Genomic DNA, 23,878 nt, shown 5'->3' on the forward strand with positions numbered 1-23,878 from the left:
CCCCGGCCTTCAGGCCGGGGCGGGATCGATCCCGAAGGGTCGCGGCGACCCCCCTGCTGCCCCGGGGTGATCATCTCTGCTATGTGACTGTTATGCGGACGGCGTACAAGTGCCGGGTCTACAAGGCCAAGCGCAAGCTCGCCCGCGCGCACCGCGAGGTCCGCCACGCGCGAGCGGACCTCCTGCACCGCACCACCACGAACCTGCTGCGCCGGGCCGACACCATCGCGATCGAGGACCTCAACGTCACGGGCATGATCGCCGCGGCGCGCGGCACCATCGACAACCCCGGAACCGATGTGGCCGCCAAGGCGGGGTTGAACCGCAGCGTGTCGGATGCCGCGTTCGCCGAGTTCCGCCGCCAGCTGGAGCACAAGGCCGAACGGGCCGGCAAGACCGTGCTCGCGGTGAACCGGTTCTACCCCAGCTCGACGACGTGCTCGCACTGCGGGCACGTCTCGGCCCACCTGCACCGGTCCGCGCGGGCGTGGACCTGTCCGCACTGCCGCACCCGGCACGACCGGGACCACGACGCGGCGAAGAACATCCTGGCCGCTGGTCGAGCGGTAGCCGGGAAGCACCCCGGCGAAGCCTGTGGAGCTGATGTGCGTCCGCAAGGGTCCTCCCTTCGGGGATCGGCGTGGAAGCAGGAACCCTCGGGCGCGAGCCCGAGGGGAACCCCTGCCCCTTGAGAGCGGGGAGAAAGTCAAACCACCTCCGCTTGGAAGTTCTCCGCGCTCGGCGAGTCGTTGACCTGGCGCTGCACCCAGTCGACGATGCCCGCCACCGCGCTCTCCACCCCGACGCCGTTGATCTGGCTGCCGTCGCGGAACCGGAACGAAACCGAGTCGCCCTCGACGTCGTCGTTGCCGGCGATGAGCATGAACGGCACCTTCTGCGTGGTGTGCGTCCGGATCTTCTTCTGCATCCGCTCGTCACCAGCGTCGACCTCGACCCGCAGCCCCTTGGCGCGGAGCCCTTCGGCCACCCGCTGCAGGTGCTCGATGTGGTCGTCGGCGACCGGGATGCCCACGACCTGCACCGGCGCCAGCCACGCGGGGAACGCGCCGGCGTAGTGCTCGGTGAGCACGCCGAAGAACCGCTCGATCGAGCCGAACAGCGCGCGGTGGATCTTGATCGGGCGCTGCTTGGAGCCGTCCGGCGCGGTGTACTCCAGGTCGAACTTCCGCGGCAGGTCGTAGTCGACCTGGATGGTCGACATCTGCCAGCTGCGGCCGAGCGCGTCCTTGGCCTGCACGGAGACCTTCGGCCCGTAGAACGCGGCACCGCCCGGGTCGGGCACGAGCTCCAACCCGGACTCCTCGGCGGCCTGCCGCAGCGCGTCGGTGGCCCGCTCCCACTGCTCGTCGGTACCGGAGTACTTCTCCTCGTTCCGCGTGGACAGCTCGAGGTAGAAGTCCTCCAGCCCGTAGTCGCGCAGCAGGTCGAGCACGAACGACAGCAGCGACTTCAGCTCGTCCTGCAGCTGCTCCGGCATGCAGTAGATGTGCGCGTCGTCCTGGGTCATCCCGCGCACGCGGGTGAGGCCGTGCATCACGCCGGAGCGCTCGTAGCGGTACACCGACCCGAACTCGAACAACCGCAGCGGCAGCTCCCGGTAGGACCGGCCGCGGGAGCGGTAGATCAGGTTGTGGAACGGGCAGTTCATCGGCTTCAGGTAGTAGTCCTGGCCGGGCTTGCGCACCTCGCCCGCGGCGGTCCGCTCCTCGTCCAGGTGCATGGGCGGGAACATGCCGTCGGCGTACCAGCTGAGGTGCCCGGAGGTCTCGAACAGCGCGCTCTTGGTGATGTGCGGCGTGTTCACGAACTCGTAGCCGGCCTGCTCGTGCCGGCGCCGCGAGTACTCCTCCAGGATGCGCCGCACCGTGCCGCCCTTGGGGTGGAACACGGGCAGGCCGGAACCGATCTCGTCCGGGAAGGAGAACAGGTCCAGCTCCTGGCCGAGCCGGCGGTGGTCGCGCCGCTCCGCCTCGGCCAGCCACTCCAGGTACTCGTCGAGGCGTTCCTTCGACTCCCAGGCGGTGCCGTAGATCCGCTGCAGCTGCTGGTTGTTCTGGTCGCCCATCCAGTAGGCGGCCGCCACGCGCATGAGCTTGACCGCGGGCAGGAACCGGGTGTGCGGCACGTGCGGACCGCGGCAGAGGTCGCCCCAGGCGGTCTCGCCGTGCCGGTCGATGTTGTCGTAGACGGTCAGCTCACCGGAGTCGCCCTGACCGACCTCCATGATCTCGCTGGTGTCGAGGCCGTCGGAGGACTTGGTCTCGACCAGCTCGAGCTTGTACGGCTCGTCGGCCAGCTCCTCCTTCGCCGCCTCCACCGAGTCCAGGCGCCGCCGGCTGAACTTCTGCCCGGACTTGATGATCTGCTTCATGCGCTTCTCCAGCGCCTGCAGGTCCTCCGGGGTGAACGGGCGGGAGACGTCGAAGTCGTAGTAGAAGCCGTCGGCCACCGGTGGCCCCACGCCCAACTTCGCCTCCGGGAACCGCTCCTGCACTGCCTGGGCGAGCACGTGCGCGGCCGAGTGCCGGATGACCGAGCGCCCGGCCTCGGTGTTGGCCGGGACGGGTTCGACCTCCGCGTCGGACTCGGGCGCCCAGGCGAGGTCGCGCAGGTTCTGCTCCTCGTCCCGGACGACGACGACCGCTTCGGGCCCCTTGGCCGGCAGCCCGGCCTCGGCGACCGCCTCGCCCGCGGTAGTGCCCGCCGGAACCTTCACCCGGGCGACGTTCTGGGCTGGGGCAGGCAGTACGGACACGGGTCACTCCTCGGCTGCTGCCGGCACGGCTGCCGGCACGACGGTTGCGTTGGACACTGTCGATGCTATCGAGGCCAGGCACGCCGCTTCCGCACCGGTTTCGACCGCGCCGCCGGGACCGCCCGCCCGCGCGCCGAGCGGACGGCGGCCCGCGAGGCGCTGCTGCGCGGCGCCCGGGTGCGCGGCGCGGTCAGCTCCGCAGCGCGGCACTGACCTCCAGAGCGGAGTGCGAGCCGCCGATGTGCTCGCCCTGGGCGAAGGAGACCCCCTCGGCCCGCAACCGCTCGGCCTGCACCGCGGTGTTCACCCCGGTGGCGAACACCGGCAGCTCCAGCAAGCCCGCGGCGGTGGTGAGCGTGCGCAGGTGGTGCTCGTCGAACACCTCGGGCCCCGCGGCGCCGGCGAAGCTGTCCAGGTAGCTGCCGCCGATCTCCACGGCGTGCACGGGCAGCTGCCGCATGCGGCGCAGCCGCGTCGGGTCTTCGCCGAAGCGGTGGACCACCAGCCGCACGCCCATGTCGGCGAAGATCTCCACCACGTCCACGGGATCGCCGTCAGCGTCGAACAGCGCCGGCTCGGGCAGGCCGAACGCCAAGCGGTCCGGCCGCACCCCGCTACCGGTCAGGATACGCTGCACGTCCCCGACGACGTCGGCGTCGCGGCAGTGCCGCTCGGACAGGCGAACCAGCGCGACCGGGCACCGGTCGCCGCCGAGCTGCTCGGTCCAGGTGGCCACGTGCTCGCACACCCGCTCCAGCATCCAGTTGCCCAGCCGGGTGATCATGCCGGTCTCCTCGGCCAGCCCGAGGAACCGGTCGGCGTGCAGCTCGCCGAACTCGTTGTGGTCCCACCACACCTGGGTGTCGACGGCGACCACCCGCCCGCTGCCGAGCGCGCGCACCGGCAGGTACTCGAGGTAGAGCTCCTCCCCGTCGAGAGCGCTCGGCAGGTCGGCCGAGAGCCGGAACCGGTCGCGCGCCGCGGCGTTGTGCTCCGAGTCGAACAGCACCCACTGGGCGCGGCCGTCGACCTTGGCCCGGTAGAGCGTGATGTCGGCGTCGCGCAGCAGCTCCTCGACCCCGGTCCGCGCGACGGGCCGCTCCACGACCCCGACGCTGGCCTCCGCGGTGAGTTCGTGCTGCCCGACCCGCACCGGGCGGGTGATCTCGGCGAGCATCTCCTCGACCCGCCGCACGAGCGGTTCGGGGCCCTTCGAGTCCGGGACGAGCACGACGAACTCGTCACCACCCATGCGCGCGGCCAGCGCCCCGTCCGACTCGGTCAGCGCCTGCAGCCGGTGGGCGACCTGGCGCAGCAGCTCGTCCCCGACCGGATGCCCCAGGCTGTCGTTGACGGCCTTGAACCCGTCCAGGTCGAAGTAGCAGATGCCGACCCGGCGCCCCGGCGGGTCCGGCAGCAACGCCGACTCCACCCGGTTGGTCAGCAGCGTCCGGTTGGCCAGCCCGGTCAGCGGGTCCTGCGTGGCCTGCCGGCGGAAGTGCTCCTGCAGCATGTGCCGGTGCGTGATGTCCTCGTACAGCAGCACCTGGTACTCCGGGGCGCCGTGCTGGTCGCGCACCAGCGTCGCCGACAGCTGCGTCCAGACCTCCTCACCGTCGCTGCCGGTGAAGCGCAGGTCGACCTGGTGGAAGTCCTTCTCGCCAGCGGCGATGGCCTCCTGGCCGTCCCGCAGCTCCTGCTCCCACTCGCCGTCGGCGAGCCGCACCACGTGCGTGCCGAGCAGCTCCTCGGGGAAGGCCTGGAAGATGCGGTGCATCGCGGGGTTCGTCTCCTCGACGACCCCGTCGAGACGGGCGATCGCGATGCCCACCGCGGAGGCCTCGAACACCGTGCGCGAACGGGTCTCGCTGGCGCGCAGCGCCTCCTCCGCGCGGTCGCGGGCGCTCATCACCGCCTGCTTGACGTTCTCCTGCTGCTGCAGGGTGACCTCGCGCAGCTGGCCGGCGAAACCGGCGGCGAACGCGGACAGCACCGCGTTCAGCTGCCCCGGGTCGGCATCGGACCGGCACGCGGGCAGGCGCTCCCCGAGCAGTTCGAGACTGCGCTCCAGTGCCACCGACCGGGTGAAGTGCAGCCGCACGAGGTGCCCGCCCGCCTCGGAGGCCGCCTCCTGCGGCCGCCTCCCCGCGGCCGCGGCGAGCAGCGTGTCCACGTGGCCGCGCAGCAGCGCCACGACCTCCTGGCGCGACAGCGGCACGTAGCTGGTCGCCAGGATCCGCGAGGCCCACTCCCGCGCGATCGCCTCGCGTTCCGGGACCTCCGGGCCCTCGCCTGCGCCTCGGTCGGTCACCGGCCCACCTTGCGTCCTACCGCGGAGTGGATGAGCGTTTCCGCCGGATCCTCCGCGCGGTCGTCGGGACTCTCCGCGCGCCACTCCGTCACCCAGGTGATCCCGGGGTCGACGAGTTCGAAGTCGCTCACGAGTGCGGCGACCTCCTCGCGGCTGCGGGTGATCAGCGGCGTGTCCCCGGCAGCGTAGAGGTTCGAGACCGCCTCCACCGCCGCGGGGTTGCCGTCGGCGGTGCCGTGCGAGAGCGCCAGGTAGCTGCCCGCGGCGAGCCGGTCGTGGTAGCTGCGGATGACCTCCCGCGGCCGCTCCTCGTCGGGCACGAAGTGCAGCACGGCCACCAGCATCACCGCCACCGGCCGCGAGAAGTCCAGCAACCGCTGCGTTTCCGGGTGCTCGAGCACGCCCGCCACGTCGAGCAGGTCGGCCTGGACCGCCGCGGCGTTGTCCACCTCCTCCAGCAGGGTGCGGGCGTGCGCGGCGGCCACGGGCTCGTTGTCCACGTAGACCACGCGGGCCCCGGGGTCGACGGCGTGCACGATCTCGTGCACGTTGCCCGCCGTGGGGATGCCGGACCCCAGGTCGAGGAACTGCCGGATCCCCCGGTCCAAGCAGTACCGCACCGCCCGCCGCAGGAACGCCCGGTTGTTCCGCGCGATCTCCTGCACCTGGGGAACGGCGGCCACGACCTGCCGCGCGAGCTGCCGGTCGACCTCGAAGTTGTGCGCCCCGCCCAGGTAGAAGTCGTAGCACCGCGCCGCGCTGGGCTTCTCCAGGTCGACATCGGGCGGCCGGTCCGCGTCCTGCTCCATCAGCGTTCTCCGTCCTGCCGACTTCGCGGTCTCAGTCCTTGTAGCCGACGGCGCCGTAGACGATCGAGCGCTCCGGGTTCTCCCCGACGTCATCGGGCACGTCGGGGTGCCACTCGGGCACGTAGACCACGCCGGGGTCGACGAGGGAGAAATCCGACAGCAGCTGTTCGACGCGGGAGCGGCTGCGCAGGGTCACCGGGTTGGAGCTGCTCTCGTAGAGCTTGACCAGCCCGTGGGTGCCCTCCGGGTGGTCGTCGTCGGTGACGTGCGAGAAGCCGAGGTAGCTGCCGGGCGCCATCTGCTCGTGGTAGCGGCGGATGATCTCGCCGGGCCGGGCGCTCTCGCCGACGAAGTGGACGACCGCGATCATCATCACGGCCACCGGCCGCGAGAAGTCGATCATCCGCTGCGTCTCGGACGCGCCGATGACCTTGTCGGCGTCGAGCATGTCCGCCTGGATGACCGTGGCGTTGGGCTCGTCGCTGAGCATCGTTTCGCTGTGCGCGGCGGCCACGGGCTCGTTGTCCACGTAGACCACGCGGGCCCCGGGATCGACGGCGTGCACGATCTCGTGCACGTTGCCCGCCGTGGGGATGCCGGACCCCAGGTCGAGGAACTGCCGGATCCCCCGGTCCAAGCAGTACCGCACCGCCCGCCGCAGGAACGCCCGGTTGTTCCGCGCGATCTCCTGCACGTTCGGCACGACCTCCATCACCCTGCGGCCGAGGTCCCTGTCGACCTCGAAGTTGTGCGCCCCGCCCAGGTAGAAGTCGTAGCACCGCGCCGCGCTGGGCTTCTCCAGGTCGACATCGGGCGGCAACCAGTCGTCGTTTCGCTGCATGGTCGAAGCTCCTCCCGGTCCCGGGATCCGACGCTCCCCCCGAAGCCCGTGCTGCCCGCCGCGATCCCGCGGAGTGTGTTCATGATCGACGCAAATCCTAGCGACACGAAGTGCAGTCGGTCACCCACCCGGTGTCGTCCGGACCGCCCCGCCGGTATGAGCGGTCTCACCGGGGCGGCCCGCCACTTCCTTCTTAGGTGTGCCTAACCTGGGGAGGAGGAATCAGTCGAGCACGAGGAGCACACATTGGGCAGGGCGCTGCGCGTGGCGATCATCGGAACCGGCCCCGCCGGGATCTACACCGCCGACGCGCTCGACAAGTCCGACAGCGACGTCACCATCGACATCTTCGACCGGATGCCCGCCCCCTTCGGCCTCATCCGCTACGGCGTGGCCCCGGACCACCCGCGCATCAAGGGCGTCGTCGCGGCGCTGCACCGCATCATGGAACGCCCGGCGATCCGCTTCTTCGGCAACGTCGACTACGGCACCGACCTCAAGCTCGCCGACCTGCGGCAGCACTACGACGCCGTCGTCCTCGCCACCGGAGCCGACCACGACCGCGGCCTCGACATCCCCGGCATCGACCTGCCGCACAGCCACGGCGCGGCCGGGTTCGTCCAGTGGTACGACGGCCTGCCGGAAGCGCCGCGCGACTGGACCCTGGACAGCGAGCAGGTCGCGGTGATCGGCGCGGGCAACGTGGCCCTGGACGTCGCCCGCGTGCTCGCCAAACCGGCCGAATCCCTGCTGAGCACCGAGATCCCCGACAACGTCCACGCCGGCCTGCGCGCCTCCCGCGTGACCGACGTGCACGTCTTCGCCCGGCGCGGCCCGGCCGAGGCCAAGTTCACCCCGCTGGAGCTGCGCGAGCTCGACCACCAGCCGGACGTCGACGTGCGCGTGGCCCCGGAGGGGTGCGACGTCGACGAGGCCGGCGAACAGGCGATCCACAGCAGCAACCAGGTCAAGAACGTGGTCACCACGCTGCAGGACTGGGCGCTGCGGGACCCGCGGGAGGACACCGCGCGCCGGTTGCACCTGCACTTCCTGCGCGCTCCGGTGGCCGTCACCGGCCAACAGCGGGTGACGGGGCTGCGCACCGAGATCATGGAGCTCGACGGCGCCGGCGGGGTGCGCGGCACCGGCGAGCACGAGACGTGGCCGGTCGGGCAGGTCTACCGGGCGGTCGGCTACCGCAGCTCCCGCGCTGCGGACCTCCCGTTCGACGAGCGCAGCGGGACGGTCCCGCACGCGGGCGGACGCGTGCTCGGCGAGCACGGCCGGCACTTGGACGGCGTGTACACCACGGGGTGGATCAAGCGCGGCCCCGTCGGGCTCATCGGGCACACCAAGTCCGACGCCGCGGAGACGGTGGCCAGCCTGCTCGCCGACGCGGAACCGAACGCCGCCGAACCGTCCCCGGAGGCGCTGCCGCGACTGCTCGACGAGCGCGGCGTCAGCTACACCACGTGGGAGGGATGGCAGCGGCTCGACGGCCACGAGCAGGCGCTCGGCGCCGAGCGGGAGCGGGAGCGCATGAAGGTGGTGCCGCGCGAGGAGATGGTGCGGATCTCCCGCGCGGCGGACTGAGCGCGTGCCGCTGGTCGAACGGCGGAGGCCGGACGGCGGGAGGGGACGGCGCGGCCTCCCCCCACCGCCAACATGTCGAACTGGGTTCGGCATCCCGCACGACGCTGAACGGCGTGTACTACCGTGGCGGTGAACGCCACCGCACCGGAGGTAAGGCACCGTTGACCGCGACCGATCCCCTCGTCAACACGACACCGGAAGAGCTCGACGCGACCCTGGCGCGCGCCGCCGAGGCCGCCGAGGCCTTCGGCACCCAGCGCCCGGCCGACCGCGCACGGCAGCTGACCGCGGTCGCCGACGCGCTGGACGCGGCCTCCGCCGAGCTCGTGCCGCTCGCCCAGGAGGAGTCCCACCTCTCCGAAGGGCGGTTGACCGGTGAGCTGAAGCGAACCACCTACCAACTGCGGATGTTCGCCCGGGTGCTCGACGAAGGCACCTACCTGGGCGCGATGATCGACCGCGCCGACGGCGACTTCCCGCTCGGGCCGAAACCCGACCTGCGCCGCGTGAACCAGCCGCTCGGGCCGGCGCTCGTCTTCGCGGCGAGCAACTTCCCGTTCGCGTTCTCCGTCGCCGGCGGGGACACCGCCTCGTCCCTGGCCGCCGGGTGCCCGGTCGTGCTCAAGGCCCACCCGGGGCACCCGCGCCTGTCCGTGCGCACCGGTGAGATCGTCACCGCAGCGCTGCGCAGCGCCGGGGCACCCGACGGCGCGTTCGCCGTCGTGCTCGGATTCGAGACCGGCACCACGGCCCTGCGCGACCCGCGGATCGCCGCCGCGGCGTTCACCGGTTCCGTGCCCGCGGGACGCGCCCTGTTCGACATCGCCAACGCCCGTCCCGTCCCGACCCCGTTCTTCGGGGAGCTCGGCAGCATCAACCCGGTCTTCGCCACGGGCGAAGCCGCGCGCGCCCGCGGCGCGGAGCTCGCCAAGGGCTTCGTCACCTCGTTCTCCGGCAACGCCGGGCAGTTGTGCACCAAGCCCGGCCTGCTGTTCCTGCCGGAGGGGCACGGGCTCGACGACACCCTGGCCGCGGAGTCCGCCGCGGTGCCCGGGCACGCCCTGCTCAACGACCGGCTGCACGAGGGCTACTGCGGGCGGCGCGCCGAGATCACCCAGCTGCCGGAGGTGCGCGTGCTCGCCGAGGGCTCCGCCGAGGAGCAGCCGGTCCCCACGCTCGTGACCACCGATGTGGACACGCTGCTGGACAACCGCGAAACGCTCCTCGAGGAGGCCTTCGGGCCGCTGTCCATCGTGGTCACCTACCGCTCCGAGCAGGACGCGCTGCGCGCCGCCGAACAGCTGCAGGGCAACCTCACGGCCACCGTCCACACGGAGACGCGCGGCGAGGGCGACGCCGACGCGGCGTTCAGCCGCGAACTGGTGCGCCGGCTGCGCGAGCGGGCAGGGAGGGTGCTCGTCAACGGCTGGCCCACCGGCGTCGCCGTCAGCGACGGGATGCAGCACGGCGGCCCGTACCCGGCCACCACCGACTCCCGGTTCACCTCGGTCGGCACGGCCGCCATCGAACGCTTCCTGCGGCCGGTGACCTACCAGAACACCCCGGAGGCGCTGCTGCCCGAGCCGGTGCGCTCGGACAACCCGTGGGACGTGCCGCAGACCGTCCGCTGAGCACGCGCCCGCGGCCACCCCAACCCCCGCACGAGGGGCGAGTCCCTCGAGAAGTGCTCGCACCGGTGGGCCGTCACCGCCCGCGCCGGGGCTCCTGCTCGGCGCGGGCGCCGGCCCGCGGTTCGGCACGCGGGCGGTACACGCCGAGCGTCACCGCGGCCGACACCTCCGCGGGCTGTCCGAGCTCCGCGGCTCGCCCGGCCAACTCCTCCGCACCCAGGTGCCGCGCGCTCGGTCCCATCGCCGCGAGCGCGCGCACCTCGTCGGCCCCCAGCCGCATCCGGAACGCGCAGGGGCGCTGGTCGACCTGCGCGAAGTACGCCCCGAGCAGGCGTTCCAACCGGCCCTGCTTGCTCTCCCCCACCGTCAGCAGCCCCAGCGCGCGCACCAGCTCCGCCAGGTGCCCGCTCTGCGGCGTCACCACGAACAGGCGGCCCTCCGGCCGGAGGACGCGGTGGAGCTCGGCCGCGTTGCGCGGGGCGAAGACGTTCAGCACGGCCGCGGCCGCACCGCCGCGGACGGGGAGGTGCCGCCACGTGTCGGCCACCACCGCTCCCGCGCCGGAACGGATCCTCGCCGCGCGGCGGCAGGCGTACTTCGACGCGTCCAGCGCGAGCCCCACCTCACCGAGGCGCCGGTCGAGCACGCGCGCCAGGTAGTGGCCCGTCCCCGCGCCCACGTCCACCACCGGTCCGGACGGGGCGTGCGCGACCACCTGGGCGGCGAGCAGCTCGGTGACGGGCTCGTAGTGGCCTGCGGCGAGGAACGCCGCCCGCGCCGCGACCATCTCCGCCGAGTCGCCGACGCTCGGCGAACCCGTGGCGAGGTTGACGTAGCCCTGGCGCGCGAAGTCGAACCCGTGTCCGGCCTCGCAGCACAACCGCCCCGGCTCGATGACGAATCCGCCCCCGCAGTGCGGGCACGCCAACAGCCCGACGACGTCGTCGAGCACGTTCTCGTCCCCCTCGTCGATCGCCGCGGCGACGCCGCGCGGTCCTGTGCGGCGGGCGGTCCTGCGGCGGACTCCCGCGGCCAGTCTATCCGCACCCCCGGTTCCGCGGCGGCCAACCGCCCCTCAGAGCGGCGCGACCCACCGGGGGCGAGCGCTGCGGACGCAGCTGGTGCGCCCGCCCGGCCCGCTCGTCCTAGACTGGGCGCGAAGCCGCTCACCCCGCACCACGGCGGCACCCCCCGCGCACGTGGCAGGAGGGCACATGCCGGCGGTGCTCCGACCGGTCAGCCGGACCGGCCGTCGCGGCTGCCCGGACGATCCCGCCGTCGCGCATGCCGAGGTGCGGACATGACGTGGGAGTGGTTCACCGCCGAGCACTACTCGGCGGCGCGCTTCGCGGTGCAGCGGCTGGTGGCGCTGCTGTACCTGCTCGCGTTCACCTGCGCGCTGCGGCAGTTCCGCGGCCTGCTCGGGCAGCACGGGCTCACGCCGATCCCCCGCTACCTCGCCACCACGGATTTCCGCAGCAGCCCCAGTCTTTTCCACTGGCGCTACTCGGACCGCGGGTTCGCCGCCGTGGCGTGGGCCGGTATCGCGCTCAGCTCGCTCGCCCTGCTCGGGCTCACCGAAATCCTGCCCGTGTGGGCGAGTCTGCTGTGGTGGGTGCTGCTGTGGGTGCTGTACCTCTCCATCGTCAACGTCGGGCAGATCTGGTACTCGTTCGGCTGGGAGTCCCTGCTGCTGGAAACGGGCTTCCTCGTGGCGCTGTTGGGACCCGCGCACGTCGCCGCACCGGCACCGGTGATGTGGCTGCTGTGCTGGCTGCTGTTCCGCGTGGAGTTCGGCGCCGGGCTCATCAAGATCCGCGGCGACCCCGCGTGGCGGGACTTGACGGCTCTGCACTACCACCACGAGACGCAGCCGATGCCGGGGCCGCTGAGCCGCTGGTTCCACCAGATGCCGAAACCTCTGCACCGCGTCGAGGTGCTGGCCAACCACGTCACCCAGCTCGTCGTGCCGTTCGCCCTGTTCCTGCCGCAGCCGGTGGCCGGTGCCGCCGCGCTGTGCATCATCGTCACGCAGGCGTGGCTGATGCTGTCGGGCAACTTCGCCTGGCTGAACGCGCTGACGCTCACGCTCGCCGTGGCGGCGCTCGACGACTGGTGGCTGGGTGCGCTCGTGCCGGTGCCGCAGGCCGCGTCCGCGCCACCGGTGTGGTTCGCCGCGCTCGTCGTTGCCGCGACCGCGCTCATCGTGGTGCTCAGCTACTGGCCGGTCCGCAACATGCTCGGCCGGCGGCAGGTGATGAACCGTTCGTTCAACGCGTTCCACCTGGGCAACACCTACGGCGCCTTCGGCTCGATCACCCGCGGCCGCTACGAGGTGGTGCTGGAGGGCACCAGCGATCCCGAGCAGGGGTGGTCGGAGTACGAGTTCCGCGGCAAACCGGGGGATCCGCAGCGGCGTCCGCCGCAGATCGCGCCGTACCACCTGCGCTTGGACTGGCTGATGTGGTTCTGCGCGATCGCCCCGGGGTACGGGCGCGGATGGCTGCCGCGGCTGCTGGGTGCGCTGCTGCGCAACGACCGGGACGTGCTCGGGCTGCTGCGGCACAACCCCTTCCCGGAGGAGCCGCCGGTGCTGGTGCGGGCCCGCCTGTTCCACTACCGCTTCACCACGCGCGAGCAGCGCCGCTCCAGCGGGGCGTGGTGGGTGCGCGAACCGGTCGGCGAGCTCGTCCCGCCGCAGACGCGCGAGGACCTCGCGTACTGAGGGCTCCAGCGCCCTGGCGCTCTCCCCGCGCCCTGGCGACTCCTGGCACCTCCGCCCGCGCTGACACCCCCGTCCGGCCCGGTCCGCTGCCCGCGCTCCGGCTCCGACACGCCCGGACCGGGTGTGTGCATTTCTCGAAAAATGTACACACCCCTGGCGAGAATCCCCTGGGCAGGAGGAACCTGCGCTCGACCGGACTACCACGGTGGGATGTCGGACGCGCCGGACCACCCACCGGGTGAGAACCGCAGCAAGCCGCACCCACGGGGTGGGTGGTCCCACCAGCCGGGGTGCAGCGGGCGGGGTGGTCTCACCAGTCCGGGCGCAGCGGCATGTGCGAGTCGTTCCCGTCGAGCTTGACGCCGAGGGTCTGGTGCAGCTGCACCACGTTGCGCTCGAAGCCGAGGCGGCAAGCCGCCATGTACAGCCGCCACACCCGCGCCCGCTGCGGTCCGACCTCCGCGAGCGCGGCGCCGTAGTTCCGGTCCAGGTTGGCGCACCACCCCGCCAACGTCCTGGCGTAGTGCTCCCGCAGGTTCTCCTCGTGCCGGATCTCGAACCCCGCGTCGTTCATCTCGGAGGTGAGCGTGCCCACAGGTTCCAGCTCGCCGTCCGGGAACACGTAGCGCCCGATGAACTTCCCCGCGCGGATGCCGTGCCCGCCGTGCGGACGGGTGATGCAGTGGTTGAGCAACCGGCCGCCGGGACGCAGCTTCCCCGCGAGCGAGCGGAAGTACTCCGGCAGCTGGTCGCGTCCGATGTGCTCGGTCAGGCCGATCGAGCTGACCGCGTCGAAGTCGGACTCCGGCACGTCCCGGTAGTCCAGGTGGCGCACCTCGGCCAGCTGCGACAACCCGCGCTCGGCGATCACCTTCTGCGCCCATTCGGCCTGCTGCTGCGACAGCGTCACACCGAGGGCGCGGACGCCGTAGTGCTCGGCGGCGTGCATGACCATGCCGCCCCAGCCGCAGCCGACGTCCAACAACCGCATCCCCGCGCGCAGCGCCAGCTTCCGCGCGACCAGGTCGTGCTTGGCGTGCTGGGCTTCGTCCAGTGTGGAATCAGCGGAGGGGAACACCGCGCAGGTGTAGGTCATCGACGGTCCCAGCACCCACTCGTAGAACCGGTTGGACACGTCGTAGTGGTACGACACGGACGCGCTGTCCCGCCGCTTCGAGTGGCGCAGGCCGCGCAGCGCTCCGCGCGGCCGGTGCTCCACCTCCGGCACGGACACGGGCCACCACGCGCGGTGGGCGGCCAGCTTCGCCAGCAGCTCGCTCCGCAGACCGGGCGGCAGATCCCGCAGCTGCGGGGTCGGGAAACCGGACAGCGCGGTGTACATGTCGCCGTGCACGTCGATGGCGCCGCTGACGTAGGCCCGCGCCAGCCCGAGCTCACCGGGGGCAGCCGCGAGGTGCGCCAGCGCCAGCGGGGACGTGATCTCCACGCGCGCGTCCGCCCCGGACCTCCCGGTGCGGCTGCCGTCGTAGGCCGTGATCTCGACCGGGAGATCTTCGCCGAATACCCGTCGCACCATGTCTGCCCAGCCCATGATCGCGACTCCTCCCCTGATCGTTCGATTTTTCCCTGTTCGCACGCCGCCGCTGCCGGATCAGGCGGTGCAGCGGCGCGCCTCCGGAGCGTCCGGTGCGGCCGCTCCGGTCAACGTTCGCGGACGCACTTGTCGTACAGGTCGGGCAATCGTCCCTGCGGGTCGTACTCCTGCTTGAGCGCGCGGTAGGCCTCGGCGTTGTACAGCTGCCAGAACTCGTCCTCGGTGTAGTACGCGTTGGAGTACAGCGACTTGTGCCCGCCGAGCTCCCGCACCGCGGTCTCGATGCGCCGGTTGTACGTGCCCGGCGCCTCGCCGGGCCGCAGCGGCACCACGGACCAGAACCCGACGTTGATGTAGAGCGTCTCCGGGTCCATCGGGTACAGCGGCCAGCCCTGCGGGTCGCGCAGGTTCACCGGGCACAGCCACACGGGGGTGATGCCGATCTCGCGGTGGAAGAACTCGAGGAACTCGGTCAGGCGGTCGGCGGGGATCTCCACGTCCTGGATCACCGGCTCGTTGCCGCCGCCCCCGCGCAGCACGGACAGCCGGTCGCTCAGCGCGTAGCGCCGGTCGAGCGAGACCAGCTTGCGGTAGACGTCGGAACGCCGGTACTTCTTCGGCCACAGAGGACGGATCCACCGGTTCTGCGCGCCGAAGGCCCGGGAGCACCAGAACCAGTCGGTGTCCCAGCGCCAGACGTAGTCGTACGTGCGCAGGTAGTCGACGTGGCGCTGCCGCAGCGACAGGTAGTAGATGTCCCGACCGGTGTAGTCGCTGGTGTACGGCGCGTCCTCGGTCCACGTGCCGACGGTCAGGTACAGCTCGTTCGGGCCGAACACGGTGCCGTCGAGGAAGTCGACCCGGTGGCCCTCGCAGTCGCGCTCGGTGCACAGCCGCGCGAGTTCGGCGGCGCACTCAGCCGCGGAGGTGAACCGCAGGTGGCGCAACCGCACGTGGGTAGCGACGCGTTCCAGCTCGATATCCAGCCGCAGCGAGTAGCCGAGCGTGCCGTAGGAGTTGGGGAAACCGCGGAACAGCGCGGCGTGCTCGTTGTCCGGGCGTGCCGTGACCACGTTGCCGTCACCGGTGAGGACATCCATCTCCTGCACGGATTCGTGCGGCAGTCCGTTGCGGAACGAAGTGGATTCGATGCCCAGCCCCGCGATCGCTCCGCCGAGCGTGATGGTCCGCAGCTGCGGCACGACCTTCGGGACGTACCCGGAGGGGAGCAGCGCGTCCACGATGGACTCGTAGGTGGCCATGCCCTCGACCTGGGCGCGGTCCTCGTCGCTGTCGATGTCGAGGACGTGGTCGAACGCCGCGACGTCGAGTCCGGGCCGGTCCTCGGCGGAGCGGAAGCGGAACAGGTTCGACGTCGGCTTGGCCAGGCGCACTGGTCGTCCGGCCGGGATGGCGGAGTACTGGCGGCGCAGGTTCTCGACCCGGTCGGTGTGCGCGCGGATCGCGGAGGTTTCCGGCATACCCCGACTCTAGGGCGCCGACCGCCGGTGAGCAGCCCCCCGGGACGTGGCTATGCCGTGTCCCACGTTCACGACCAGCACCCGTTCGACTGACCGCCGGACGTGCGAACCGCGCGGCGGGCGTCAGTCCGCGCGGCGCAGCGCCCAGGCCCGCACACCGCGGAAACTGGGCACCTTGCGCGGCCCCAGCGGGGTGAGGCGGTAGGCGCCCACGGGCCGCAGCGCCTCGGCCACCTCCTGGTCGATGAGCACCGATGCGGGGCGCGCCACCGAGGTCAGCCTGCTGGCGATGTTCACCGTCGAGCCGTACACGTCACCGAAGCGGCTGAGCACCGTACCGCGGGCCAGGCCGATGCGCAGCGGCGGCAGATCGCTGTCGGCGATGCGCTCGTTGAGCGTCAACGCGACCTCGGCCGCGTCGCCGGGGCGCTCGTTGACGAACAGCACCTCGTCGCCGACGGTCTTGACGATGCGACCGCGGTTCTCCGCGACGACGCTGGTCGCCAGCTCCTCGAACGCGTCGATGAGCCGCGCCAGCTCGAGCTCGGTGAAGTCCCTGATCAGCCGCGTGTAGCCGACGATGTCGGCGAACCCGATCACCTGGACGCGTTCCTCCGAGGAGCCGGGGTCGGCGAGCTCCCGCGTGGCGGTGGCGGCCAGGTGCCGCCGCCACACGTAGCTCTGCATCTGCTCCATGACCGGCAGGATCGCCCGCGCGACCTCCGCCGTGGTCGCCGGGTCCCGGGTGAACGTCTCCCCGAGGACGGAGCGGAAGATGCCGACCTCCCACTCGGCCAGGCGCGACATGGTCTGCGCGAGGCTGCGCGCGACCGCGGTCTCCAGCTCGGGGTTGATCACGTCGGCGGAGACCAGCTGCACCAGCGCGCGCAGCGCGCCCACGTCGGAGTCGGTGAACACGACGTCGTCCTCACCCACGTGGGAGAAGCCCATGGCCTGCCAGAGGCGTTCGGCGCGTTCGAGCTCCACACCGACCGCCTCGGCGACCTCCGACTTGCGGTACCGCGGCTCACCCCCGAGCAGGACCTCGGTGACCTCGTGGGGTTCTCCGCGGAACTCAGCGGGCTGTTCGGACGACGAGGACATCGCACTCCGCTCGGCGGGACACTTCGGACGGCACGGAGCCCAGGATGCGCCCCTTGAGGGTGTTGAGGCCGCGGCTGCCGATCACGAGCAGCTCCGCCGCGTGGCGCTCGGCCTGCTCGAGCAGCACCCCGATGGGGGCACCCACCTCGGCGACGGTGCGCACCTGCTGCGCACCGGTGGAGCGGGCGATGTCGGCGGCCTCGCGCAACGTGTCCTCGGCGGGCGCGGAACCGACGACCTGGAACGCCTCGTCCCCGAGCTCGTCGCGGGCTTCCTGGATCTGCCGGTCGTCGTTCGGGGTGTAGGCGCACACCACCACGAGCTCGGACGCGGCATCGCGCACCACCTCGGCCGCTCTGCCGACCGCCTGCAGCGACGGCGGTGACCCGTCCGTGCCGACGATGACCGTGGCGTAACTGGACATCGACTCCTCGCTTCCGCTGACCGCGACTCCCTGGCGCCGTGAGAACCGGCGTGAACACTAACGACCGCGGCCAGCAGCGGTCACGCAGGGCGCACGAGCCGGCCGCTGCGCGAGGCGCGGCACGCCCAATACCGACGCCGTTCATCCGAAAGACCAACCACTCGGGAACATCCTTGTGCTCCAGCACAACATCACGACACGGATGGCGGCGTACGTTTCACCGCTGGCCGTTCGCAGCGGCCCCGCCGCCGCAGCGCGGCACCAACGCGCTCCGCGGCTGGTCTGCGACGGCCGTTCCGAGACGTCGCCCGGGCGCTGCCGCGGGCACCACCACCTCACTGGAGAGGAGCAGCCGTTGACGGCATCTCGCAGCACCTCCGGGCTCGGAGTGCTCCGCCGGAAACCGATCGAGGAGATCTCCGAGGACACCGGCGGAGGCGGACTCCGCCGCTCGCTGGGGCTGTGGCAGCTCACCGCGATCGGCCTCGGCGGCATCATCGGTGCGGGGATCTTCTCGCTCGCCGGGGCCGTCGCCAACGAGAAGGCCGGCCCCGCCGTGCTGTTCTCGTTCCTCATCGCCGGGATCGCCAGCGCGGCCGCCGCGTTCTCCTACGCCGAGTTCGCCGGCATGATCCCCAAGGCGGGCTCGGCCTACACCTACGGCTACGCCGTGCTCGGCGAGATCGTCGGCTGGTTCATCGGTTGGGACCTGCTGCTGGAGTACACCGCGATCGCCGCCGTCGTCGCCATCAGCATCTCGGGCTACTTCAACGAGCTGTTGAGCTTCGCGAACCTGGACCTGCCGCTGTGGATGAGCGGCGCCCCGGGCACGGAGCCGGCGGGGGTGCCCGACGGCAGTTACAAGATCAACCTCATCGCGGTGCTGCTGTGCCTGCTCATCGCGTTCGTGCTGAACATGGGCATGAAGAGCGCGGCCCGCTTCGAGAGCGTCCTGGTGTACCTCAAGATCGGGGTGGCGTTGCTGGTCGTCGCCGTCGGCGCGTTCTACGTCAAGACCGGCAACTACGAACCGTTCTTCCCCTTCGGGCTCGCGGGCACGTTCACCGGTGCCGCGACCGTGTTCTTCGCCGTGTTCGGCTACGACGCGATGAGCACCGCCGCGGAGGAGTCGATCGACTCGCAGAAGCACCTGCCGAAGGCGATCCTGCTGTCGCTGGCGATCGCCATGGTCATCTACGTGCTCGTCTGCCTCGTGCTCACGGGCATGGTCCCGTTCGACCAGATCAACCCGGACAGCGCGCTGGCCACCGCCTTCGCGGACGTGGGCCTGCCGATCATCGGCGCGGTCATCGCCGTCGGCGCCGTCCTCGGCGTGCTCACGGTGATGTTCACCTTCATGCTCGGCGTCACCCGCGTCGGCTTCGCCATGAGCCGCGACGGCCTGCTGCCCCGCTGGTTCGCGAAGACCCACCCGGTGCGCCAGGTGCCCACCCGGTTCACCTGGGTCGTCGGCGCGGTCGCGGCGGTGCTGGCCGGCCTGCTGCCGATCGGCGAGGCCGCGGAGCTGACCAACATCGGCATCCTGCTCGCGTTCGTCGTCGTCTGCGCCGCGGTGATCGTGCTGCGCTACCGCCGGCCCGAGCTGCCGCGCTCCTTCCGCTGCCCCGGCATGCCCGTGGTCCCGGTGATCGGCATCGCGTTCTCGCTGTGGCTGGTGACGTTCCTGACCACCGAGACGTGGCTGCGCTTCGGCGCCTGGTTCCTCATCGGGCTCGTGGTCTACTTCGCCTACAGCTACCGGAACTCGGCGCTGCACCGCGAGCGGTGATCCGGCTCGGCGGCCCGCCCCCGCGGCGGGCCGCCACGTCCGGGAGCACCCCGTCCGGCGGGAGCGCCCGACGAACCCGCAGTCCGCATCCCGCCGGCGCCCGACGGGGCGCTGTTCCGTTGCTCTCACAGTGCAGTGGATCACTGCACGCGGCGAACGCGCGGGTCTAGCCTGCCCGAGTTGCCGCTGCGGCAGCACGGGTCGTTGTTGTCCCCGCCTCATCGTCGAGGGGTATAGCGTGACGCGCGTTCGCGAACAGAGCCCGTACGTCGAACTGCACCGCGAGCAGTGGCGAGAGCTGCGCGACAGCCTGCCGCTCCCGCTGACCGAGGAGGAGCTCGACCGGCTGCGCGGCCTGGGGGAGCCGGTGGACCTCACCGAGGTCGCCGAGGTCTACCTCCCCCTGTCGCGGCTGATCAACCTCCAGGTGGCCGCCCGGCAGCAGCTGCACGCGGCGTCGACCACCTTCCTCGGGGGCGGCGGGAACACGGCGAAGGTGCCGTTCGTCATCGGCATCGCCGGCAGCGTCGCCGTCGGCAAGTCGACGACCGCGCGCATCCTGCGCACCCTGCTGGCCCGCTGGCCCGACCACCCCCGCGTGGACCTGGTCACCACCGACGGGTTCCTGCACCCCAAGGCGGAGCTCGTGCGCCGCGGGATCATGCACCGCAAGGGATTCCCGGAGAGCTACGACCGCCGGAAGCTGCTGCGGTTCGTCAGCGAGGTGAAATCCGGGGAGCCCGAGGTCTCCGCTCCCGTGTACTCGCACCGGGCCTACGACATCCTGCCCGACGAGCGCCAGGTCGTCCGCCAGCCCGACATCCTCGTCCTGGAGGGGCTCAACGTGCTCCAACCGGGGCCGAGCCTGACCGTCTCGGACCTGTTCGACTTCTCCATCTACGTCGACGCGCACCTCGACAACATCCAGCAGTGGTACGTCGACCGGTTCCTCGCGCTGCGCGGGCTGTCCTTCTCCGACCCGCGGGCGCACTTCCACCACTTCGCCGGACTGTCCGATCAGGAGGCGCGCGACGAGGCGCGGCACCTGTGGAAGACCATCAACGAGCCGAACCTCGTGGACAACATCCTGCCCACGCGCCCGCGGGCGTCCCTGGTGCTGCGCAAGGACGCCGACCACTCGATCAACCGGATCCGCCTGCGCAAGCTCTAGCAGCGCTTCGCCACGCCGCTGACGCCTGCCGCTGCGGAGGAGCTGCGAGCTCCCCCGCGCGCGAAACGACGCGACGAAGTCCGGCTGGAGCGCAGCACCGGAAGCCCCGGCATCACCCGGTGCCGAAGGCGCGCAGCTGCAGCTGGGCGCTGAGGCGTTCGGTGGCGTCGCCGAGGTCGACGCCGGCGATCTCGGCCGCCCGCCGGATCCGGTAGCGCAGCGTGTTCGGGTGCACGTGCAACTGCGCGCTGGCGCTGCGCACGTCGCCGAACGCGTCGAGGTAGGCCAGCAGCGAGCGGGCCAGCTCGGCGCCGTGCTCGGCGTCGTGGGCCCGCAGCGCGTCCAGCCGCCCGTCGCGGAACCGCTCCTGCCCCCGCAGCACCGACAGCGCCTCGCCGAGCAGCACGTGCGCGCGCACGTCGTCCAGCGTGGCGATCTCCGGTCCGCCCTCGGTCGACAGCGCGCCGAGCACGCGGTCGGCCTCCGCGCGCGACTCGGCGGCGTCCTCGAGCGTGCCCACCGCTGAGCCGACCCCGGCGCGGATCCGCACGCGCAGGTGCTGGCGCGCGGCCTGCGCGATCTCCTGCACGAGTCCCAGCGCGGAGGTCCCGGCACCGCGTCCGGGCAGGTCGGGCAGCAGCACGTACACCCGCGAGCCGAGCATGGTCACCAGCGCGCTGCGCCGGTAGGCGGCCGCGTGCACCGAGATGAGGCTGGTCAGTTCGGCCCGTTGCAGCTCGCGCTCCGCGTGGTCGGACGCGAGGGTCTCGGCCGGGCGCAGCGTGAACACCGCGACCGCGGCCGGCCGCTCCACGTCGGCGCCGATGTTGTCGGCCACCGAGCGGGCGTCGACCCGCCCGTCGAGCAGCCCGGTCAGCAGGTTCTCCCGGAACCGCGGACCGGCGCTGGCCTCGGTGCGCTGGCGGATCAGGTGCAGCGCGGCGACCCGGGCGGCGCCGAGCAGGGCGCGTTCCGAGTCGGGGGCCAGCCCGCGGCGCCCCTCCTGCACCCAGATCGTGCCCAGCGGTTGCGCGCCGGCGTGGATGCCGACGGCCATCCGCCCGCGGATGCCCAGGTCCGGGTGCTCGTCGATGCGCACGACTTCCTCCCCGGAGCGCAGCCGCTCGTACACGCCCCACTCGCGCAGCATCACCAGGTACGACTCGGGTCCTTGCCTGCCCAGGATGGACAGGCGCCGCAGCTCGTCGACGTCCTCGTCGGAGCGCGAGTAGGCCAGCACCCGGTTGGCGGTGTCCTCGATGCTGACGCTGCCGCCGGTGATCGCCGCGACCGTCTGCGCCAGGGAGAACAGGTCGCCGATGGACTCGGCGGCCTCGGCGTCCCCGGCCAGCCGGGCGTGGTGCAGCGCCGACCGGGCGAACGACTCGAGCTGCTCCCAGCGCACCTCGCCGCGCACGCCGAGCAGGGCGATGCCCTCGTCGATGGCCGAGTCGCGCAGCACCCGCGCGTCCTGGTCGCTGGTCACCTTGACGGCCACGGCCACCGCACCGGCCCGCGCGGCGGCGCGCACCACGCGCAGCGCCGCCCGCCCGCGCGCCCCAATGACGAGGACGAAGTCGCCGCGGTGGCCGCTGATGTCCTCCTCCGGGTCGAGGATGGCGACGTCCGCGACGGGGACGTCGAAGCCGCGGGGCGCGGCGAGCACCTCCACCAGCGGATCGCCCACGGCGATGAGCAGCTGCCGCAGCGGCACCTCGCGTTCCTCGCCCGCGCGCGCCTCGCCCTGCGCAGGACCAGCCGGCGCGGGACCACCCTGCGCAGGACCTCCCCGCGAGGGGTCGCGGGCCTCGTTCACCTCGTCCACTCCCACACCTTGGTTCATTCGTGCAGCAGAACAACCGGATCGGGCCAACGATAGCCGCTCGCACAACACGCGTGACGTGGAAAACACCTAATCTTCCCGTGAGAGCGGGACACAACCACCCCGAACCGCAACGAGGAGGATGGCCATGGACGCGGTCACATCCGTTCCGGCTCCGGCCAACGAGCCGGTGCACGAGTACCGCCCCGGTTCTGCGCAGCGGGAGTCGCTGCAGAAGCGCATCGCCGAGCTCGAGGCCGACCACGTCGAGCTGACCTGCACCATCGGTGGCGAGCAGCGCATGGCCGGCGGCACGCGCTTCGACGTGGTCCAGCCGCACGAGCACGCCCACGTGCTCGGCACCTCCGCGCAGGCCACGCGCGCCGACGTCGCCGACGCGGTCCGCGCCGCGAGAGACGCCGCCGCGGGCTGGGCCGCCACCCCCTTCGACGAGCGGGCGGCGGTGCTGCTGCGCGCGGCCGACATGCTCTCCGGGCCGTGGCGGGACACGATCAACGGCGCGACGATGCTCGGCCAGTCCAAGTCGGTGCACCAGTCCGAGATCGAGGCGGTCTGCGAGTTCGCCGACTTCCTGCGGTTCAACGTGCACTTCGCCCGGCAGATCCTCGCCGAGCAGCCCCGGTCGGTGCCCGGCGAGTGGAACCGCATGGACTACCGCCCGCTGGACGGCTTCGTCACCGCGATCACCCCGTTCAACTTCACCGCGATCGCGGCGAACCTGCCCACCGCCCCGGCGCTGATGGGCAACACCGTGGTGTGGAAACCGACACCGACGCAGCAGTTCGCGGCCCACTACTCGCTGCGGATGCTGGAGGCCGCCGGCCTGCCACCCGGCGTGATCAACATGGTCACCGGCGACGGCCAGGCGGTCAGCGAGGTCGCCCTGACCGACCCGCACTTCGCCGGGCTGCACTTCACCGGCTCGGCGGCCACGTTCCGCAGGCTGTGGCGCACCATCGGCGAGAACCTGGAGACCTACCGCAGCTACCCCCGCATCGTCGGCGAGGCCGGCGGCAAGGACTTCATCGTCGCCCACCCCTCGGCCGATCCGGAAGCCGTGGCCACGGCCATGGTGCGCGGCGCGTTCGAGTACCAGGGCCAGAAGTGCTCGGCCGCCTCGCGGGCCTACGTGCCCCGCTCGCTGTGGGAATCCGGCCTGCGCGAACGCGTCGCCGACACCACCCGGGCGCTCTCCTACGGCGACGTCACCGACTTCGCCCACTTCGGCGGAGCTGTCATCGACAACCGCGCATTCGCCAAACACGCCGCGGCGCTGCAGCGCGCAACACGCGAACCCTCCCTGGAGGTCCTCGCCGGCGGCGGCTGCGACGACACCACCGGCTACTTCGTCGAACCGACCGTGCTCGTCGGCACCGACCCCACCGACGAAGCCTTCACCACCGAATACTTCGGCCCGATCATCGCGGTGCACGTCTACGACGACACCACCTACCCCCAGATGCTCGACCAGGTCGACGCGACCAGCCCCTACGGGCTGACCGGCGCCGTCTTCGCCACCGACCGGACCGCCATCGACGAAGCGCACCACCGGCTGCGGTTCGCCGCCGGCAACTTCTACGTCAACGACAAACCCACCGGCTCCATCGTGTCGCGCCAACCGTTCGGCGGCAGCCGCGCCTCCGGCACCAACGACAAAGCCGGCTCACCCTTCAACCTGCAACGCTGGACCAGCCCCCGAGCGATCAAGGAAACCTTCGTCACCCCCACCGACCACACCTACCCCCACATGGGCTGACGTCACCCACGCCGGTTCCGCGCCGGGGCGCGGAACCGGCCGCGCCCCGCCGTCCCGGACCCCGAAACT

General features: G+C 71.9%; 17 protein-coding genes. 7 read left to right on the forward strand and 10 right to left on the reverse strand.

Translation table 11 applies throughout. The annotated features are described in order from the left end of the window. The first annotated feature begins 92 nt into the window (after positions 1-92). Positions 93-692 (forward strand): RNA-guided endonuclease InsQ/TnpB family protein, encoded by a 600-nt coding sequence (locus tag ACVGV0_RS16445; protein ID WP_459160035.1) that lies wholly within the window; start codon positions 93-95, stop codon positions 690-692. A gap of 14 nt (positions 693-706) precedes the next feature. Here ACVGV0_RS16445 and thrS read toward each other — a convergent pair whose 3' ends face one another. The 4 genes from thrS to ACVGV0_RS16465 form a co-directional block, all read right to left on the reverse strand. Then, positions 707-2,737, reverse strand: coding sequence for a threonine--tRNA ligase (gene thrS / locus ACVGV0_RS16450; RefSeq protein ID WP_459160036.1), 2,031 nt, complete (start codon positions 2,735-2,737; stop codon positions 707-709). A 229-nt stretch (positions 2,738-2,966) separates the two neighbouring features. Continuing rightward, positions 2,967-5,087 (reverse strand): putative bifunctional diguanylate cyclase/phosphodiesterase, encoded by a 2,121-nt coding sequence (locus tag ACVGV0_RS16455; RefSeq protein WP_459156574.1) that lies wholly within the window; start codon positions 5,085-5,087, stop codon positions 2,967-2,969. Continuing rightward, complete coding sequence (locus ACVGV0_RS16460) at positions 5,084-5,896, reverse strand: SAM-dependent methyltransferase (RefSeq protein ID WP_459156575.1); 813 nt, start codon at positions 5,894-5,896, stop codon at positions 5,084-5,086. Before ACVGV0_RS16460 ends, ACVGV0_RS16455 begins: the two co-directional genes overlap by 4 nt. Positions 5,897-5,927: 31 nt before the next feature. Further along, the gene (locus ACVGV0_RS16465; protein WP_459156576.1) at positions 5,928-6,737 is read right to left on the reverse strand and encodes an SAM-dependent methyltransferase; all 810 of its coding nucleotides are present in this window, start codon (positions 6,735-6,737) and stop codon (positions 5,928-5,930) included. A gap of 246 nt (positions 6,738-6,983) precedes the next feature. Here ACVGV0_RS16465 and ACVGV0_RS16470 point away from each other — a divergent pair, with 246 nt between their 5' ends. Together ACVGV0_RS16470 and ACVGV0_RS16475 are read left to right on the forward strand one after the other, a co-directional pair. After that, entirely contained in the window at positions 6,984-8,330 is a 1,347-nt protein-coding gene (locus ACVGV0_RS16470; RefSeq protein WP_459156577.1) for an FAD-dependent oxidoreductase, read from the forward strand. Positions 8,331-8,491: 161 nt separating this feature from the next. Beyond that, positions 8,492-9,961: an aldehyde dehydrogenase (NADP(+)) gene (locus ACVGV0_RS16475; RefSeq protein ID WP_459156578.1), complete on the forward strand. Its 1,470-nt coding sequence runs from the start codon at positions 8,492-8,494 to the stop codon at positions 9,959-9,961. A gap of 73 nt (positions 9,962-10,034) precedes the next feature. Here the strand turns inward: ACVGV0_RS16475 and ACVGV0_RS16480 are convergent, their stop codons facing one another. Further along, the gene (locus ACVGV0_RS16480; RefSeq protein WP_459156579.1) at positions 10,035-10,913 is read right to left on the reverse strand and encodes a putative RNA methyltransferase; all 879 of its coding nucleotides are present in this window, start codon (positions 10,911-10,913) and stop codon (positions 10,035-10,037) included. A gap of 348 nt (positions 10,914-11,261) precedes the next feature. Between ACVGV0_RS16480 and ACVGV0_RS16485 the strand changes: the two genes are divergently transcribed. Continuing rightward, positions 11,262-12,686 (forward strand): lipase maturation factor family protein, encoded by a 1,425-nt coding sequence (locus ACVGV0_RS16485; RefSeq protein WP_459156580.1) that lies wholly within the window; start codon positions 11,262-11,264, stop codon positions 12,684-12,686. A 310-nt stretch (positions 12,687-12,996) separates the two neighbouring features. Here the strand turns inward: ACVGV0_RS16485 and ACVGV0_RS16490 are convergent, their stop codons facing one another. The 4 genes from ACVGV0_RS16490 to ACVGV0_RS16505 all read right to left on the reverse strand — a co-directional run bounded on the left by ACVGV0_RS16490 (position 12,997) and on the right by ACVGV0_RS16505 (position 17,250). Then, on the reverse strand, positions 12,997-14,238 hold the full coding sequence (locus ACVGV0_RS16490) for a class I SAM-dependent methyltransferase (protein WP_459156581.1): 1,242 nt from the start codon (positions 14,236-14,238) through the stop codon (positions 12,997-12,999). A gap of 110 nt (positions 14,239-14,348) precedes the next feature. Continuing rightward, a complete protein-coding gene (locus ACVGV0_RS16495; RefSeq protein ID WP_459156582.1) occupies positions 14,349-15,722 on the reverse strand; it encodes an FAD-binding protein in 1,374 nt (457 codons plus the stop codon). 123 nt (positions 15,723-15,845) lie between these two features. Continuing rightward, a complete protein-coding gene (locus ACVGV0_RS16500) occupies positions 15,846-16,826 on the reverse strand; it encodes an adenylate/guanylate cyclase domain-containing protein (RefSeq protein ID WP_459156583.1) in 981 nt (326 codons plus the stop codon). Further along, the gene (locus tag ACVGV0_RS16505; protein ID WP_459156584.1) at positions 16,798-17,250 is read right to left on the reverse strand and encodes a universal stress protein; all 453 of its coding nucleotides are present in this window, start codon (positions 17,248-17,250) and stop codon (positions 16,798-16,800) included. Before ACVGV0_RS16505 ends, ACVGV0_RS16500 begins: the two co-directional genes overlap by 29 nt. Before the next feature lie 355 nt (positions 17,251-17,605). On the opposite strand from ACVGV0_RS16505, the gene ACVGV0_RS16510 reads away from it, so the two are divergent. Continuing rightward, positions 17,606-19,039: an amino acid permease gene (locus tag ACVGV0_RS16510; RefSeq protein WP_459156585.1), complete on the forward strand. Its 1,434-nt coding sequence runs from the start codon at positions 17,606-17,608 to the stop codon at positions 19,037-19,039. 238 nt (positions 19,040-19,277) lie between these two features. Then, positions 19,278-20,210: a type I pantothenate kinase gene (coaA, locus tag ACVGV0_RS16515; protein ID WP_459156586.1), complete on the forward strand. Its 933-nt coding sequence runs from the start codon at positions 19,278-19,280 to the stop codon at positions 20,208-20,210. A 112-nt stretch (positions 20,211-20,322) separates the two neighbouring features. Here coaA and ACVGV0_RS16520 read toward each other — a convergent pair whose 3' ends face one another. Further along, on the reverse strand, positions 20,323-21,924 hold the full coding sequence (locus ACVGV0_RS16520) for a PucR family transcriptional regulator (RefSeq protein WP_459160037.1): 1,602 nt from the start codon (positions 21,922-21,924) through the stop codon (positions 20,323-20,325). 256 nt (positions 21,925-22,180) lie between these two features. Between ACVGV0_RS16520 and pruA the strand changes: the two genes are divergently transcribed. Beyond that, the gene (gene pruA, locus ACVGV0_RS16525) at positions 22,181-23,809 is read left to right on the forward strand and encodes an L-glutamate gamma-semialdehyde dehydrogenase (protein ID WP_459156587.1); all 1,629 of its coding nucleotides are present in this window, start codon (positions 22,181-22,183) and stop codon (positions 23,807-23,809) included. Positions 23,810-23,878 lie beyond the last annotated feature (69 nt).

The organism is Salinifilum ghardaiensis, assembly GCF_054491345.1.